Below are 15,439 nucleotides of genomic sequence, written 5' to 3'. Positions count from 1 at the left end.
CAACTCCCTGATCAACCGCGCTAACGCTGAACCGCGCGGACGTCGAACGTGCCTACCACGGCCGTGGCGCCTAGGGCGTTGTCGGTGATCACGCGTGGGGTGAGGCCGGCCGCGGTGAATGCGGACGCCGCGCCGGCCGCCTGGCGGTCGCTCGTCTCGATCAGCAGGTGGCCGCCGGGCGCCAGCCAGACCGGGGCGGTGGCGGCCACCCGGCGCAGCACGTCCAGGCCGTCCGAGCCGCCGTCCAGCGCGACCCTCGGCTCGTGGTAGCGCGCCTCGGGCGGCATGCGTGACAGCTCCGCCGTGGGGACGTACGGGACGTTCGCCACCAGCACGTCGACCCGGCCGCGCAGGGCCGGCGGCAGCGGCGCGTCGAGGTCGCCCAGGTAGGCGTGGCCGCCGGCCGGGGCGAGGTTGCGCCGCGCGCACCGTACCGCCGCGGGGTCCACGTCGGTGGCGTGGAGGGCGACCGGGCCCGCGGCCGCGGCCACCGCGGCGCCCACCGCGCCGGAACCGCAGCACATGTCGACGACCGTCGCCCGGGACGGGCGGGTGGCCAGCAGGGCCACCGCCTCGTGGACCAGCAGCGCGGTGCGCCGCCGCGGCACGAAGACGCCGGGATCGACCGCGACCCGCAAGCCGCAGAACTCCGCCCAGCCCAGCAGGTGCTCCAGCGGCTCGCCGGCCACCCGGCGCTCGACCAGCGCGGAGAGGGCGGCGGGCGTGTCCGCGGCGGCGGTGAGCAGGCGGGCCTCGTCTTCGGCGAAGACGCACCCCGCGGCGCGCAGCCGCTCGACGATCGACACGCGAGCCGATGCTACGCGGGCACGCCCGCCCACCCCCACCACTTTTCTAGGCCGGTACCGGCAGCACGTGGAGCGTGGCCGGCAGCGGCGGCTGGGCGAACGGGTCGCCGGTCACCGCGTACAGCCGGGTGCCGTCCGGCGACCAGGCGAGCGCGCGGTCGAACAGGTTTCCGGGCACCGTCGCCACGTGCCGCACCGCGCCGTCGCGGCCGAAGACCTGGACGTCCGGGTCGAACCACGCCACCGCCGCCGCCACCCGCGCCTCGCCGGGGTCCAGCTCCACCGCGATCGGGTACGGGCCGGTGCCGTACCGCACGCTCGGCTCGGCCAGGTCGGCGACGGTGAACTCGCGCACCTCGTACGGCGCGCCGGCGGCCGTGAGCGCCGAGGTCCCGTCACCGGTGACCGCCACGTCGGCGAGGTTGCTGCCGACCGCGTCCCACGCGCTGTCCCGCAGCCAGGTGGGCGTGCCGTCGCGCCCCACGCCGTACACGCTGATGGTCGCCGGGCTCAGCGACGAGTCCCAGGCCAGCAGCGGGCCGCGGGTCGTGGCCGGCGCCTCCAGCCGTGGCGTGTCGTAGAACGTGGTGCGCGCCAGCCCGTACCGGACGCCCTGCCCGTCCAGCCCCATCACGCCGATGTTGCCGTCCCAGTTGCCGCTGCCGCAGTTGTACCCGAAGTACAGCCACCGCGCTGTCCGGGCCAGCGACCGGGGGCACGCGTCCCCGGTCGGGTAGCGGGCGATCTCCGTGAGCGTGCGCGTGTCGATCACGGCGATGGCGCGGGCGGACGGCAGCGCGACGTACAGGTCGTGCCCGCTGCCGGACAGCGCGAGGTCAGCGGTACCCGCCCCGAGCGGCACCGTGCCGAGCACGCGACCGTCCCCGTTGGTGACCGCGACGGCCGCCGAGTCCGGGCCGCCGCTGACGAAGACCCTGTTTCGCACCGTCACGATGTCCGCCGCCGCGGCGACCGGCAGCGTGACCGCGGACGCCCCGGCCGCGGTGGCGGGCGCCGGCACCGCCAGCCCGCCGGCCACCACCGCCGCGGCCACCACTGTCCACATTGCTCTGTTTCGCATCGTTCCCTCCCTGGTCGTCGGTACGGGAGGACGATGCGCGCCGCCGCTGCCGGATCGCTGCCGTCCGGCCGCCGTGCGCTGCCGGACCGCCTACCGCCGCGCTGCCGTCACGGCCTCCAGCAGGTGTTCCAGGGTGGTGCGCGTGGCCAGGTGGGTGAGCACGTGCGTGACGCTGCGGTCGGCGTACCGCCGCTGCTCGCCGGCGGGCAGCTCCAGCGCCGTGCCCACCTCGCCGGCGACGTAGTTGGCCAGGCTGGTGATCGTGCCACGGAAGCTCGACAGGCCCAGGTCGGGCAGGTGGCCCGCCACCGCCCGGTACCCGTCGGCGAGCGCGCGGGCGCCGGCCGCGTTGACCCGGCCGCCCGGCTCGACCGCCCAGTCGAAAAGCGCGTTCGCCACCTCCCAGTCCGGCGGCTGCCCGCCCGCGTGCTCCCAGCCGGTGACGACGAGGCGGCCGTCGCGGGCCTTGCGGGCGTTGGCCGGACCGAGCGAGTTGTGGCACAGCACCGGCGCCCGCGTGGGCGGGGGAGCCGCGTCGCGCAGCGACTCCAGGTCGGTGAGTACCGGTGCCGCGGCGGCCATCGCCGGTGCCCAGGCGGCGCCCTCCGAGGCGGCCCGCGCGGCCCAGCCGTCCCAGGTCACCTCGGAGAAGCGCCGGGCGTGCCAGGGGCTGATCCGGTCGACCGGCAGGGCCAGGCCGTGCACGGTGGCGAGCACCTCGCCGACCGCGCGGGTGAAGCGGGCGCCGGCCGGCGCGGCCAAGGGCGGGCCGGCGTGCACCCACCCGTACACCCGCCAGGCGTGGCCGCCGACCGACTCGACGACCGCGCCGGCGCGGCTGCGTACCGGCGGGGGCAGCAGCACCCCCGCGGCGGCCGCCGCCTCCTGCAGCGCGGTGTCGGTCTCGGCGTCGACGATCGGCCACCAGGTGTCCAGCCCGCGCAGGTTCCACCGGCCCTGCGCGGTCTCCAGCGTCCAGCGGCGCCCCATGTCGTCGGGGCGGGCGACCGAGCGCATCGGACCGGTGACCTCGCCGAGGCCGAACCGCTCGGCGATCGCGCGGGCCAGCGCGGGATCCTCCTCGGCGGCGTGGCCGCGCACGCGGTCGACCTCGGCCTTCAGGTCGGTCCAGGTGCGAAACCCGTACTGACCGGCGAGCGAAGCCTGCGCGTCGGCGAGGGTGGCGGCCGGGTCGGCGGCGCGGAGGCCGGCCAGGAGATCCTTGGCCTGCTGGCGCAGGTGGTCGAGATGGGGGTTGTCGGGCAGCGTCTTCACGGAAAGCACCTCGCTCCAATGGCCCGGACTCGCACGGGCGGCTCAGAGCTTCGGCGTCCGTCACGCGGCATCGAAAGCACGGGGATGGCTTCAAGCCTTCCGGCGAGTCGCGGCGCGATCCCCAACGCGCTGCCCCGCAGCCTACCAACTCTCAGCGCTCGAGGATGCCCTCCGCGGCGAGGCGGTCGGCGATGTTGGCCAGCGCGAGCCGCAGCCGCGACTTGGCGGTGCCCTCCGGGATGTTCAGCTCCAGCGCCACCTGGCGGTACGTGTGACCCCGGTAGTACGCCAAATGGACCGCCTGCCGTTGCAGGTCGGGCAGCGCCTGCACGGCCTCCCGCACGACCTTCGTCTCGGTGTGCCAGATGACCGCGTCGTCGATGTCGCCGTAGGCCGGCGAGGCCGCCGCCGAGGCGCCGGCCGCCGCGTGGTACCGGGCGCGCGCCTCCCGCCGCCGGGTCCAGTCGAGGGCGCGGCTGCGCGCCAGCATGCACAGCCAGGTGCGCAGCGCCCCGCGCTCCGGGTCGAACGCCTCCGGCCGCTGCCACAGCCCCACGAACACGTCCTGCGTGATGTCCTCGGCCGCCGCCGCGTCGTCGGTGATCCGCAGGGCGAGCGTGTGGATCAGACCGGACCACCGGTCGTACGCCTCGGCGAGCGCGTCGCCGTCACCGGCGACGAGCCGCTCCCGCAGCCGCGCGTCGCTCTCGTCCGGCGGCACGCTCAGTCACATCCGAGCGTCGCGGCGACGTGCAGGACGCGGGTCGAGACGGCCGGGCTGCCGGTGGTGGAGTGGACGAGCGAGTCGGGACCGCGGCGGTTGGCCACCAGCCGGGTGAACTCGACGGCGTCGGCGTAGATCGTCGTGTGGTCACCGGGTCCACAAGGGAGTGTCCACTCGCCACCGCCGGTGCCTTCGAGGACGAGCCGGACGGTGCCCACCTCGGCGCCCTCGTCGCCACCGGTGATCGCGCCGGGCAGCAGCTCGGCGGCCAGGTCGACGATGCGGCGGACCTGCTCGGGCGGGGGTGTGGTGGCGCCCCGGCCGACAGCGGCGCCGATGTCGTCGAGGTGGATCCAGGTCTCGAACGCCCGCTGCACCAAGGCCTCGCGCAGCGGCCGCAGCGGTGGCGGGCCGGTGTGTGCGAGGCGGACCCGCCGGTCGAGCTCGCCGTCGCGGGCGGCGAGGCCGTCGACGATCACGCGGCTCTGCTCGCGCCAGGCCGCGTGCACGTCCACCCCCGCGCCGGCGGGGAGCGGCACCACCGGGAGGCCGAGGTCGGCCGCGAGCATCGCGTCGTTGCCCGCCAGGTGTGCCACCACTCCGCCGACCGTCTCGTGGCGTGGGTCGGGCCGGCCCCAGTCGTCCTGCCGCACCGCGCCGAGCAGGCGGTCGAGCAGGGCGGCCTGCCCCGCATACGCCCCGACGAGCGTGCGCAGCAGCGCCGGCGGGCGAGCCGCCCGCGCGGTCGCGAGCACGCGGTGGCGCAGGGCCGGTGGCGCCGGGATCACCCGGTCGGCGGCCAGCCAGGACGCCGCCGAACGCAGGCGGCGAGCCTCCGCGGCGCAGGTCGCGCACCCGCTCAGGTGCGCGTCCACCCGCGCCGCCTCATCCGGGTCACAGGCGTCCAGAGCCCACGCACCGATCAGGTCGAGCACCTCGTCATGAACATCCATCGCGGTCACCGCCTCCGACGGTACCGCCCGTCAACCGGACCGGTCGAGCAGGGGACCGGCCACACCGGATAGTCCGTTGATCGGCTCCGTGAAGGCGTACGGCGGAAGGGGTCCGGTGGCGCGGATGCGACCGCGACCCGCCTGCGCGCGGTCGAGCTCCGCCACCCGGGAGAGGAATGTGTCCACTGTGTCCTCTTCGACCAGGAAGGCCTGGCCGTCCTCGACCAGAAAACGCCCGGCCGACGCGCGCACGGCGAGCGGGCGCAGCGCCTCGTACACACCACCGGCCCCCGCCACCGGGTGGGCCCCCACATCGATCTCCACCCGGCCGGCCACCTGGGCCAGTGCGTCCAGGTGGCGCAGAGTCGACCGGCGCAGCCAGGCGCGGAGCGTCTCCTCGTCCGGCGCGACGATCCCGTACCGCGCGGGCAGCACCGGCCCGGCCTGCCACAGGCAGTCGAGCACGAGCTGGTGCGCGAGCAGGTCGCGGGGGCGGGCCCGGAGCCAGCCCGGCGCTTCGGCGACCACGGCCGCGGTCGCGCCGGCGTGCACCCGCCACACGGCCGAGTCGGGTCCGCCGAGGCCGACAAGGTCGGCCGGCTGGCCGGGGTGGTTGGCCGCCACCACCCCGAAGACATACACGGCTGCGCCGTTCACGCGATCAGTACGCGCGCCGGGCGGCGCCGGATCACTTGACATGACGGCTTTTCGCGAGTACAAAACCAAAAGGTTATGAAACCAAGAGGTTATTAATGGCTACCGATCTGCTTGATGCCACGTTTTCGGCCCTCGCCGACCCGACCCGCCGGGCGATCCTCGCCCGTCTCGCGGCGGGGGAGGCGACGGTCACCGAGCTCGCCGCACCGTTCCGGATGAGCCAGCCGGCGATCTCCAAGCACCTCAAGGTGCTGGAGCGCGCGGGGCTCGTCTCCCGCGGCCGCGACGCGCAGCGGCGGCCCTGCCGGCTGGAGGCCCGCCCGCTCAAGGCGGCGGTCGACTGGCTGGAGGCCTACCGCGACTACTGGGAGGAGAGCTACCAGCGGCTCGACGCGCTCCTGGCCGAGCTGCGGGAGGCGGAGGAATGAGCGGGCGCGGCGTCGTGGTCAGCACGCCGACGGACCGGGAGATCGTCATGACCCGGTCGTTCGACGCGCCACCGCGGCTCGTCTTCGCCGCGTTCACCCGGCCCGACCTGCTGCCCCGGTGGTACGGCGCGCAGGGCTGGCACCTCGTCTCCTGCGACCTCGACCTGCGGGTGGGCGGCGCCTACCGGCTCGTCTCGGAGGGGCCGGGCGGCGAGCGGATGGCGCAGAGCGGCGTCTACCGCGCGGTCGAGCCGCACACCCGGCTGGTGCTCACCGAGATCTTCGACGAGCAGTCGTATCCGGGCGAGACCGTGATCACCCACGAGTTCGCCGGCCGCGCCGGCCGCACCGACCTCACCAGCACCGTGCGCTACGCGACGCCCGAGGGGCGCGACCGCGTGCTGCGGTATCCGATGGCCCGCGGGGTCGGAGAGAGCTTCGACCGCCTGGACAAGCTACTCACGGAAGGATTCAAAAGCGATGAACTGGACTCTTGAGGTCGTCGTCGTGCCGGTGTCCGATGTGGACCGCGCGAAGGCGTTCTACGCCGACCAGCTCGGCTTCAACGTCGACCACGACACCGCCGTCGGCGACAGCGTGCGGATCGTGCAGCTGACCCCGCCCGGCTCCGGCTGCTCGGTCGTGATCGGCAAGGGCGCGGTGCCGGAGATGCCGCCCGGCTCGCTCAAAGGGCTGCAGCTGGTCGTCGCCGACCTGCAGAAGGCGCGCGCCGAGCTGGTCGAGCGGGGCGTCGAGGTGAGCGAGATCCAGGTGCTCGGCGAAAACCCGAGCCCGACCCCCGACCCGCTGGACAACGTCGGTTTCGTGTTCTTCAGCGACCCGGACGGCAACTCGTGGGGGTGCAGCAGATCTCGGCCCGCGCCTGACGGGTTCCGCGGCAACCGGCCACCGCGCTCGCGTGTGTTCTCCTCGAAGGCAGCGCCGGAGGGGAGGGCGGGGTGGCCGGAGACGGCTTCGAGGACTTCTACCTGGGGACGCGGCACCGGGTGGTGACGTTCCTGTACGCGATGGGCGGCGACCGGGCCGAGGCGCAGGACGCGGCACAGGAGGCTTTCCTGCGCGCCTGGCAGCGGTGGTCGACGGTCGCCCGCTACGACGACCCGGAGGCGTGGGTCCGCACCGTCGGCTACCGCCTGTGCGTCAACCGGTGGCGCAAGGTCCGCAACCGCATGGTGGCGTACCAGCGGCACGGCCCCCAGCCGCCCGCGCCACCGCCCAGCGAGGACACCGTGGCGCTCGTCGACGCGCTGCGCCGGCTGCCGGAGCCGGAGCGCCTTGCCATCGCGCTGCACCACCTGCTCGACCTGCCCGTCGCGGAGGTGGCGGCGCAGACGGGCGCGCCGGTCAACACGGTCAAGTCGCGGCTGGCCCGCGGCCGCAGGACGCTGGCCACCCTGCTGGGCAGGGACCTCCCGGGGGAGTACACGCATGCCTGACCAGCTGTTCCAGAAGCTCTTCGACGACACCGCCGGTACCTCGTGGCAGAGCGCCGGCGACCTGCGGGCCCGCGCCCACCGGCGGCGCCGCACGCGGGTGGCGCTCGTCGCGGCCGCCGCGGCGGTCACCATCGCCGGCGCCACCGGCACGGTCGCCGCGGCCCGGCTGGACAGCGCGCCGCCCGACCCCGGCGTCTCGCCCACCGTGGCACCGGCGCCGCAGTCGCCTACGGTGGCACCGGCGTCGCCGTCGCCCACCACCGCGCCGCCGGCGACCGTCTCGGGCGGCGACCGGGCACCGGTCAGCGAGCTGCTCCTGCGCCCCGAGGACGTGGGGCCCGGCTACCGGACGGCGAGCGGCGGCGGGGACTGGACGTTCGAGTTCAGCGCGTCGATGCTGGGCTGCCGCTCCGCGCCGCGGCCGGTCATGGCGGTGGAGGGGCCGATCGCTCGCTCCTCCGGGGCGCGCCGGAGGCCGACGACCGGCTCTCCGAGGCCGTCTCCCGCTACGGTCCCGGCGACGCGAGCCGCTACCTGGCCGAGGTGCGCGCGCGGGTCGCGGCCTGCGAGCCGGTCGGCACGCAGACGATCTCGATCGCCGACCGCGACTTCGCCGGCGAGGAGGCGCTCCTGGTCACCGTCGACTACGGCGGCCAGGTCACCCACCACGTGCTGGTCCGGCAGGGCGACCTGCTGGCCGAGCTCTTCGTCAAGCCGGCCTGGGACCGCGCCGCCCTGCGCGGCCTGGCCCGCGTCGCCGCCGCCATCCTCTGCGACGGCACGCCAGCCTGCTGATCCATTCCAGGAGATTTCGAGCTACCGCGGCGCCCGTCGGGCTACAGACCGTTGCTCCCGCGGCCTCACCCTCCGCGGTCGCACCACCACCCCGGCCCGCGGTGCGGGCCGCGGCACGAGCGTTGACTGCCCAGCGGGCGCACCGGTGCGCCCAGGTCGAGAGCCTATCGGTCAGCGCGACAGCCGGGCCTTTGGGGTGAGCTGGGCCAGCCGCGGACGGTGAGGCCGCGGGAGCGACGGTCCGGACCACCGCGGACATCGCGGTAGCCCGCTGCTGTTTTGGCTTGGATCTTGTGAGGCGCAGGCCCTGGACCGGGTAAGCCCTCCTCCAGCTGCTGGGAAGCGGTGGAGGAGGGCTTACGGCGTCCCTGAGGTGTTTGCGGGTTGTCCTCAGGTTGGACAACAGGGTACGCGCCCGGATGCGTCCGCTCCGCCCCTCCCGGCGTCCGGTTTCGCGGAGGGCGAGGCGTCGCGGTCAGACGGTGCGCAGGTCGAGGGTGTGCCAGGTGGTGCCGCCGCCGCTGGTGGACCACCACAGGACGCCGTCGCGGTACGCCACCCGGCTCGCCGCGTCCGCCACGGCGACCAGCCGGCGGGTGCGCAGGTCGTACACGAGCAGCCGCCGGCCGCCGACCGCGGTGGCTAGGGCGCTGGAGTCGCCGGCGAGCACCTCGAAGCGGTCGAGCACCGCCACGTCCTCGATCGCGGCGGTCGCGCCGCTGCTCGTGGCGGTGCGGCGGTCGCTGCCGTCCGGGCGCACCAGGACGGTGCGGACCGGCGCGTCGCCGGACAGGACGAACAGCCGGCACCACGCCGGCCCGCACCGGTCCACGTCCTCGTCGCCGTCGCCGAGGTCGACCGTCGCCGTCGCGCCGGTGGCCAGATCGTGCAGCTGGGTCGGCCCGCGCGGCCCGCCGCCGGTGCCGACGAGCCACGGCCAGCCGGCCAGCGCCCACGTGCCGGGCAGCGTGCTCACCCGCACCGGCCCGCCGTCGAGGGGTACCGACCGCACCTCCGTGACCCGCTCGGCGCCGGGCGCGAGCGCGGTCCAGTACAGCCGGCCGGCCTCGACGACCATCGCGTGCTCGGAGTTTCCCAGCGTCAGCCAGCCGGTGTCCGCGGTGATCCGGCGGGGCGCGCCGCCACCGAGGCCGGCTTCCCACAGTTCCGACGCGGGTGTGCCGTCCCGCCCCGCCGCCGACTCGGCCCACACCACGCGGTCGCCGGCGCGGGTGAAGCCGCCGTACGACCGGCCGGCGCCGCCGGGTGGCTGGCGCAGCACGCGCACCGCGCCCGCGGGGAGCGCACCACGAGGCGCACGCCGCCGGCGTCGTCGAGCGCGGTGCCGACCGACGCGCCGCCGTCGAGGAAGAGGACCGGTGTGTACGCCGCGCCGTCGTCGAGCGTGCCCGGCACTGTCGCGCGCCGGGCCTGCGGCCACGCCACCTCGGCGGCCGCCGGCGGAGGCTCGGGCGTGCGCGCGCCCACCGGCGAGTGGGCGAGCAGGGCGGCGGCCGCGGCGACCGCCGCCACCAGCGCGATCCCGCCGCGCACCCTGCCCTTCACCGCCACGACGCCACCGTAGCCCGGCGGCCGCCGGGACGCGCTCAGCGGCTGAAGCCGACGGTGAGTCCACTGAGGAGCTGGCGGCGGCCGAGGGCGTACAGGACGGCGATCGGCAGCGTGGCCAGCACGACGGAGCGGGATCGCCAGCCCATCAGGAAGGGCACGTTGCTGGGGTCGCCCTTGCCGCCGTCGACCGGCCTGAAGTCATGTACCCGAGGTGGCCGCCGGAGGCGAAGTCGCCGCCCTCCCCGGCCATGGACCCGTACGTCCACGTGCCGTGCACCATCATCGCGGCCTTGCCGGTGGTCAGCAGCGCCTGGTCGGCGTTGGAGTCGGCGGTGACCGAGGAGAAGCGGTGTGCTTGATCTGGGTATCTATCGACGATGGTCATGTCAACAGCGGCAAGGGGCCGGCGGAAACATCCGCCGGCCCCTTGCCCTGACCTCTTCAGCTATGTGACCCGCAGGCCCTGGCGCTCCGCGGCGACGAGCTCCCGCGTCGCCGGCGCCACCTCCGCCGCGAACGCCTCGATCGTGTACTCGTCGTCGGTGCCGAGGATGAAGCCGGTGATCCCGTACTCCAGGGTCAGCCCGGCGAGGTCCTCGGCCCACTGTTCGGCGGGACCGTCGAGAAACGCGCGGCCGGTCGGTGCGAACCGGCCGGATACGTTCAGCAGGCGCCGCACCTGGCCGGGATCGCGACCCGCGGCCGCCGCGGCGCCGTCGATGTGCCGGTTCAGCTCGGCGAGGTCCGCCGCACCGCCCGGCAGGTAGCCCAGCGAGGGCAGCCAGCCGTCCGCCGCGCGCCCGATCAGCCGCAGCATCCGCGGCTTGTACGCGCCGACCCAGATGCCGATGTCGTGCGGCGGCCTGGGTCCGCGCTTGGCGCCGTGCACCCGGTAGTACCTGCCGTCGACCTTCACCGGGCCGGGCCGGTCGGCGGCCCAGATCTCGCGGATGACGGTGATCGCCTCTTCGAGCGCCTCCACCGCCTGGCCGGGGCTCAGGCGCCGCCCACCCATCGCCTCGATCGCGTCCCAGAAGCCGCCCGCGCCGATGCCGAGCTCGACCCGCCCGCCGCTGAGCAGGTCGAGGCTGGCGGCGCTGCGGGCGAGCACGGCCGGCTGCCGCAGCGGCAGGTTGAGCACGTTCGCGCTGAGGTGGATGCGGCTGGTGCGCGAGGCCGCGTACGACATCAGCGTCCAGGTGTCGTGGAAGCGCGGCTGGTACGGATGGTCCTGGAACGTCACCAGGTCGAGCCCGGCCCGGTCGCTGGCCACCGCCAGGTCGACGGCCTGCGTGGCGGGCTGGTTGACCGGCGTGATGAACGTCCCGAACAGCAGGTCCTGCCCATAGTCGCTCATGCCCGTCCTCGCTTCGCTGCGGGCGGGCACGAGGCTCCAAGCGCGCTGTGCCCAATGATTCGCTCGCTTTGCTCTCTCATGATTCCTCCCCACCCGTCAGCGGGCGGATGTTGAAGTTGTCGCGGAAGACGTTGTCGGGGTCGTAGCGCCCCTTGAGCTCGCGCAGCCGGCGCAGCGTCCGGGGCGGGAACGCGTCGGCGAGCCGCTCGGGCCGCTGGTCGGTCTCGAAGCTCAGGTACAGGCCGTCGAAGTGCTCGCTGAGCCCGTCCCACAGGCGGTCCAGCCGCTCGCGGTCGACGCCCATCGCGATGACCGAGAAGCCGGCGTCACGGTGCGCGTACGCGGTGGCGTCGGGGTCCACGTCGGCCACCGCGCCGCCGACCGTGCGCAGCTGGAAGAAGTAGACGACGCCGCTGTGCAGCAGCCGCTGCGCCGCCTCGGCGAACTCCGGCGTGATCTCGCGGATGAACGCCGAGCGGGAGATCGGCTCCCCCCGCCCCTGGTGCTCGGCGTCGGAGGCCATGCCCATCACCGCCGCGTACGGCGCGATCACCACCTGCTGCTGGAACATCGGCCCGGCCTGCGCGAACGGCTGGAGCTGGGCGATCACCGTGTCGGGGTCGTCGGAGTCGACCACGCCGTACAGCTGGGCGACCGCCGGCTGGCCGCGCCTGGGCGGTCCGAGCACCAGGAACGTGGTCGTGTCGCGTGGCGCGGACGAGGCCGCCTCGCCGTACCGGCGCAGGAAGCCCGCGGTGTCGCTCGCGATGAAGCCGAGCTGCGCCCAGCCGACCTCGCCGACCTCGTCCACCTCGAACTCGAACGACGTGGCGATGCCGAAGTTTGCCCCGGCGCCGCGGACCGCCCAGAAGAGGTCCGGGTTTTCGGTGTCGCTGGCGCGCACGACCGCGCCGTCCGCGAGCACCATCTCGACCGCGCGCAGGTGGTCGATGGTCAGGCCGTGCTTGCGGCCGAGGAAGCCGATGCCGCCCGCCGTGGCCAGCCCGCCCACGCCGACACCGCCGTAGTCGCCGGAGCTGAGCGCCCACCCGTACGGCGAAAGGGCCGCGGCGACCTGCTTCCACCGCGCGCCCGGCCCGATCCGCACCCGGCGCGTCGCCTCGTCGAGCACCTCGACCGTGTCGAGCGCGCCGAGGTCGATGACGACGCCACCGTCGTTTGTGGAGCGGCCGCTGATGCCGTGGCCGCCGCTGCGCACGCCCATCGGCAGGTCGGGGTGGCGGCGGGCGAACGCGAGCGCCTCGGCCACCTCGCCCGCGTCCCGCGGGCGCAGCACGATGCCGGGGGAGCCGCCGCGCATGTAGTTCGCGCGTACCCGCGGGAAGTCGATGTCGCCGGGCTCGACCGCGGTCTCGGCCAGCGCGCGCGGAAGGCCGTCGTAGTCGATGCCGGGCCGCCGCTTGGCGCGCACCGCCGCGGCGCGGAACCGGCCGGCGGGCAGCGGCGCGGGCAGCGCCCGGTCGACCGCCGCGCGCAGTGCCGGCGCCACCTCGCGCCCGAAATGTGTCAGCGTCGCCGGGTCGTCGGACATGAGGATGAACGTGCCGACGCCGTCCTCCACCACGAGCGGGAGCAGGTCGTCGACCCAGGCGTCGGGCGGGCCCTGCAGGAAGCCCCGGCGCTCGGCGGCGAAGGTACCGGCGATGTTGACCAGCCGGCGGATCTCCGCCGGGTCGCGCCCCGCCTCGGCCGCCGCCTCGTCAATGATCTTGTTGCCGGCGCGGAAGTCGCCCGGCTTCAGGTAACCGAGCGTGACCACCCAGCCGTCCGCCTTGCGGCCGATGAGGCGCAGCATGCGGCGCTTGCGGGCGCCGAGCCAGATCGGGATGTGGTGGCGGGGCAGCGGGCCGCGCTCGGCGCCGGTCAGGCGGTAGTGGTCGCCCGCGTACCGCAACGGGGTGTCCTCCCCGGCGTCGAGCATGCCGCGGACGATGTCGATCGCCTCTTCGAGCGCGCCGACCGCGGCGCCGGGCGCGAGCCGGGGCCCGCCCATCGCGCCGATCGCGTCCCAGAACGCGCCCGCGCCGAGCGCCAGGTCGAACCGCCCGCCGGAGAGCAGGTCGAGGCTCGCGGCGCCGCGGGCGAGCACGGCCGGCTGGCGCAGCGGGACGTTGAGCACGTTGGCCGCGATGTGGATCCGCTCGGTGCGCCCCGCGACCCAGGACATCAGCGTCCAGGTGTCGTGGAAGGCGGGCTGGTACGGGTGGTCCTGGAACGTCACCAGGTCGTAGCCGAGGTCTTCGCTGAGCGTGGCGAGCGCGACCGCGTCGTCGCCGGCGGGGGTGATGAAGGTGCCGAACTCGAGCGGATGACCGTAGTTCATCGGGGGACTCTCCAGACGGCCAATGAGTGGTGACACAGATCGTATGTAGTGCAGATGATAGTGGCAACCGCACGTTGGTCGGTATGATTCCCGTCATGACGACCGAGCGCCCCGCGTACGACGGCGACTTCGGGTGGCATCTGGGGGTGCTGCTCAGCGGATACCAGAGCCTGGTCGTCACGGTCCTCGGCGACTTCCCGCACGGCCCGCGGGGCTACCAGACGCTCGCCGCCGTGGTCCGCGGCGACCAGCCGAGCCAGCTGGCGCTCGCCACCCACCTGGGCATCGACCGCACCGTGATGACCTACCTGATCGACGACCTGGTCCGCGCCGGCCTTGTCGAGCGCCAGCTCAACCCCGCCGACCGCCGCCAGCGCAGGGTCGTCCCCACGGCCGAGGGCGTGGGCGCCTACACGGACCTGGAGCGCCGCGTCCGCGAGGCCGAGGACACGCTGCTGGGCACGCTGGAGCCGGCCGAGCGCCAGGCACTGCGGCACCTGCTGCGGCGGGTGGCCTGCGACGTCCGCAACATCGAGCCGGTCACCGACCCCTGCGAGGCCGTCGACGCCACCCTGCGCCAGAGCGCCCGGGCCAGGAGCTAGGCCGCCGGCGGGATGTTGAGGTTGACGCGGAACATGTTGTCCGGGTCGTACGCCGCCTTGACCTTGACGAGCCGCTCCCAGTCCTCCGGCGTGAAGGCGAGCTTGACCCGGTCGGGCGCGGCGTCGCGCGGGCCGCAGAAGTTGTAGGTCAGCGTGCCGCTGTCCCACGGCCGCATCGCCTCGTGCAGCCGGTCGTGCACCGCGCGCACGCCGTCTTCCCCGCCCGGCGGGAGGACGCACGTGGCGAAGAGCGTGTACGCCGTGTCGCGGCCGCCCACCGCGCTCGGCACCGCGGGCGGCCGGCTGTACGCCCCGCCGAGCTGGCGCAGCTCCACGATCAGCGGTGAGCCGGAGTCCGGACCCGCCTGCGCCAGGATGGCGTCGACCGCGCCCTCGTCGAGAGTGCGCAGCGAGAGGCTCGAGTCGTACGCCGGCATGGGGTCGGTCGGGTCGTTGTAGATGCCGCCGACCTCCGCGTACGGCACCTCACCCAGCGTGTCCAGCACCGGCGTGGCGACCTCGCGCAGCGGTGCGACGAGCCGCTCGCCCTCCTCGACCGTGCCCGTGTAGGCGAAGCGCACGTTGACCAGGTACCGGCCGCGGAACACCTCGGGGACCTGCGGTATCGGCGGGAAGTCGATCAGCAGCACCGACGTGGACATCTCCTCGGGTGCGGTGGGCGCCCACCGGCGGTACGCGTGCAGCACGTCGGCGGCCGCCTCGGCGGGGAAGAACAGGCCCCCGCCGTAGAGCCGGGACACCTCCACCAGGTCGAACTCCAGCCCCACGACCACGCCGAAGTTGCCCTTGCCGCCGCGCACCGCCCAGAACAGCTCAGGCTCGCTCTCGGCCGTGACGTGGCGCAGCCGCCCGTCGGCGGTGACCAGGTCGATGCGGCGCACGCGGTCGGCGGCGTACCCGAACTGCCGGCCGAGCGGGCCCACGCCGCCGCCGAGCGTGTAGCCGGCGACGCCGACGTTGACGCTGGAGCCGTTGAGCGGGGCGAGGCCGTGCGGCGCGGTCTGCGGGATCACGTGGGACCACCGCGCGCCGCCGCCGGCCCACGCCGTGCGCGCGGCCGGGTCGACCCGGACCTCGTCCATCCGCCGCATGTTGATCAGAACCTGGCCGTCGGCGGCCACCGACGGCCCGTGCCCGGTGGCCAGCACTCCCACCGCCAGGCCGCGCGACGCGGCGAGCTCGACCGCGGCGATCACGTCCTCCGGCCCGGTCGCGCCGACCACCACCTCCGGGCGGTGGTCGATGGTGAGGTTGAACCCAGTCCGCTCCGCGTCGTACCCGTCGTCTCCTTGCCGGAACACCGGCCCCCCGAAAGATCGCATACCGGCCAGCGTATGCAGGGGCACCGACAGGTTCCGGCGTTCCGC

At 74.8% G+C, this 15,439-nt stretch carries 17 protein-coding genes and 1 pseudogene; 7 read left to right on the top strand and 11 right to left on the bottom strand.

The window, feature by feature from the left end; genetic code table 11:
• Positions 1-20: 20 nt before the first annotated feature.
• The 6 genes from Phou_RS01010 to Phou_RS00985 form a co-directional block, all read right to left on the bottom strand.
• Positions 21-806, bottom strand: coding sequence for a putative protein N(5)-glutamine methyltransferase (locus Phou_RS01010; protein ID WP_246273111.1), 786 nt, complete (start codon positions 804-806; stop codon positions 21-23).
• A 46-nt stretch (positions 807-852) separates the two neighbouring features.
• A complete protein-coding gene (locus tag Phou_RS01005; protein ID WP_173052695.1) occupies positions 853-1,887 on the bottom strand; it encodes a YncE family protein in 1,035 nt (344 codons plus the stop codon).
• Positions 1,888-1,977: 90 nt separating this feature from the next.
• A complete protein-coding gene (locus Phou_RS01000) occupies positions 1,978-3,162 on the bottom strand; it encodes a phosphotransferase (protein ID WP_173052693.1) in 1,185 nt (394 codons plus the stop codon).
• 151 nt (positions 3,163-3,313) lie between these two features.
• Positions 3,314-3,883 carry a sigma-70 family RNA polymerase sigma factor gene (locus Phou_RS00995; protein ID WP_218578599.1) on the bottom strand — a complete coding sequence of 190 codons (570 nt, stop codon included), beginning with the start codon at positions 3,881-3,883 and terminating at the stop codon, positions 3,314-3,316.
• A gap of 2 nt (positions 3,884-3,885) precedes the next feature.
• On the bottom strand, positions 3,886-4,839 hold the full coding sequence (locus Phou_RS00990) for an anti-sigma factor family protein (RefSeq protein ID WP_173052691.1): 954 nt from the start codon (positions 4,837-4,839) through the stop codon (positions 3,886-3,888).
• 30 nt (positions 4,840-4,869) lie between these two features.
• Positions 4,870-5,496, bottom strand: coding sequence for a GvpL/GvpF family gas vesicle protein (locus Phou_RS00985; protein ID WP_173052689.1), 627 nt, complete (start codon positions 5,494-5,496; stop codon positions 4,870-4,872).
• A 95-nt stretch (positions 5,497-5,591) separates the two neighbouring features.
• Between Phou_RS00985 and Phou_RS00980 the strand changes: the two genes are divergently transcribed.
• The 5 genes and pseudogenes from Phou_RS00980 (at position 5,592) to Phou_RS00960 (ending at position 8,176) form a co-directional block, all read left to right on the top strand.
• Positions 5,592-5,924 (top strand): ArsR/SmtB family transcription factor, encoded by a 333-nt coding sequence (locus tag Phou_RS00980; RefSeq protein ID WP_173052687.1) that lies wholly within the window; start codon positions 5,592-5,594, stop codon positions 5,922-5,924.
• Complete coding sequence (locus tag Phou_RS00975; RefSeq protein WP_173052685.1) at positions 5,921-6,421, top strand: SRPBCC family protein; 501 nt, start codon at positions 5,921-5,923, stop codon at positions 6,419-6,421. The genes Phou_RS00980 and Phou_RS00975 overlap by 4 nt, the downstream gene beginning before the upstream one ends.
• A pseudogene (locus tag Phou_RS00970) lies at positions 6,405-6,811 on the top strand (VOC family protein). The gene Phou_RS00975 and the pseudogene Phou_RS00970 overlap by 17 nt, the downstream one beginning before the upstream one ends.
• 72 nt (positions 6,812-6,883) lie before the next feature.
• The gene (locus tag Phou_RS00965; protein ID WP_173052681.1) at positions 6,884-7,381 is read left to right on the top strand and encodes a sigma-70 family RNA polymerase sigma factor; all 498 of its coding nucleotides are present in this window, start codon (positions 6,884-6,886) and stop codon (positions 7,379-7,381) included.
• Positions 7,382-7,924: 543 nt separating this feature from the next.
• The gene (locus Phou_RS00960) at positions 7,925-8,176 is read left to right on the top strand and encodes a hypothetical protein (RefSeq protein ID WP_173052679.1); all 252 of its coding nucleotides are present in this window, start codon (positions 7,925-7,927) and stop codon (positions 8,174-8,176) included.
• A gap of 475 nt (positions 8,177-8,651) precedes the next feature.
• Here Phou_RS00960 and Phou_RS00955 read toward each other — a convergent pair whose 3' ends face one another.
• Entirely contained in the window at positions 8,652-9,464 is an 813-nt protein-coding gene (locus Phou_RS00955; RefSeq protein ID WP_173052677.1) for a hypothetical protein, read from the bottom strand.
• A 93-nt stretch (positions 9,465-9,557) separates the two neighbouring features.
• On the opposite strand from Phou_RS00955, the gene Phou_RS00950 reads away from it, so the two are divergent.
• Positions 9,558-9,761, top strand: a complete 204-nt coding sequence (locus Phou_RS00950) for a hypothetical protein (RefSeq protein WP_173052675.1) — start codon at positions 9,558-9,560, stop codon at positions 9,759-9,761.
• Between the two features lie 132 nt (positions 9,762-9,893).
• Here Phou_RS00950 and Phou_RS00940 read toward each other — a convergent pair whose 3' ends face one another.
• From Phou_RS00940 to Phou_RS00930, 3 genes are all read right to left on the bottom strand, one after another.
• Positions 9,894-10,133: a hypothetical protein gene (locus tag Phou_RS00940; RefSeq protein ID WP_218578598.1), complete on the bottom strand. Its 240-nt coding sequence runs from the start codon at positions 10,131-10,133 to the stop codon at positions 9,894-9,896.
• Between the two features lie 60 nt (positions 10,134-10,193).
• The gene (locus Phou_RS00935; RefSeq protein ID WP_173052673.1) at positions 10,194-11,105 is read right to left on the bottom strand and encodes an LLM class flavin-dependent oxidoreductase; all 912 of its coding nucleotides are present in this window, start codon (positions 11,103-11,105) and stop codon (positions 10,194-10,196) included.
• 76 nt (positions 11,106-11,181) lie between these two features.
• Positions 11,182-13,449, bottom strand: coding sequence for an LLM class flavin-dependent oxidoreductase (locus Phou_RS00930; RefSeq protein ID WP_173052671.1), 2,268 nt, complete (start codon positions 13,447-13,449; stop codon positions 11,182-11,184).
• A 95-nt stretch (positions 13,450-13,544) separates the two neighbouring features.
• Here Phou_RS00930 and Phou_RS00925 point away from each other — a divergent pair, with 95 nt between their 5' ends.
• Positions 13,545-14,051, top strand: a complete 507-nt coding sequence (locus Phou_RS00925; RefSeq protein ID WP_173052668.1) for a MarR family winged helix-turn-helix transcriptional regulator — start codon at positions 13,545-13,547, stop codon at positions 14,049-14,051.
• Here Phou_RS00925 and Phou_RS00920 read toward each other — a convergent pair.
• A complete protein-coding gene (locus tag Phou_RS00920) occupies positions 14,048-15,394 on the bottom strand; it encodes an FAD-binding oxidoreductase (RefSeq protein WP_173052666.1) in 1,347 nt (448 codons plus the stop codon). The genes Phou_RS00925 and Phou_RS00920 overlap by 4 nt on opposite strands.
• Between the last annotated feature and the right edge of the window lie 45 nt (positions 15,395-15,439).

The sequence above is a fragment of the Phytohabitans houttuyneae genome (assembly GCF_011764425.1).
GTDB lineage: Bacteria > Actinomycetota > Actinomycetes > Mycobacteriales > Micromonosporaceae > Phytohabitans > Phytohabitans houttuyneae.
This window is presented reverse-complemented; position numbering and strand designations above follow the sequence as displayed.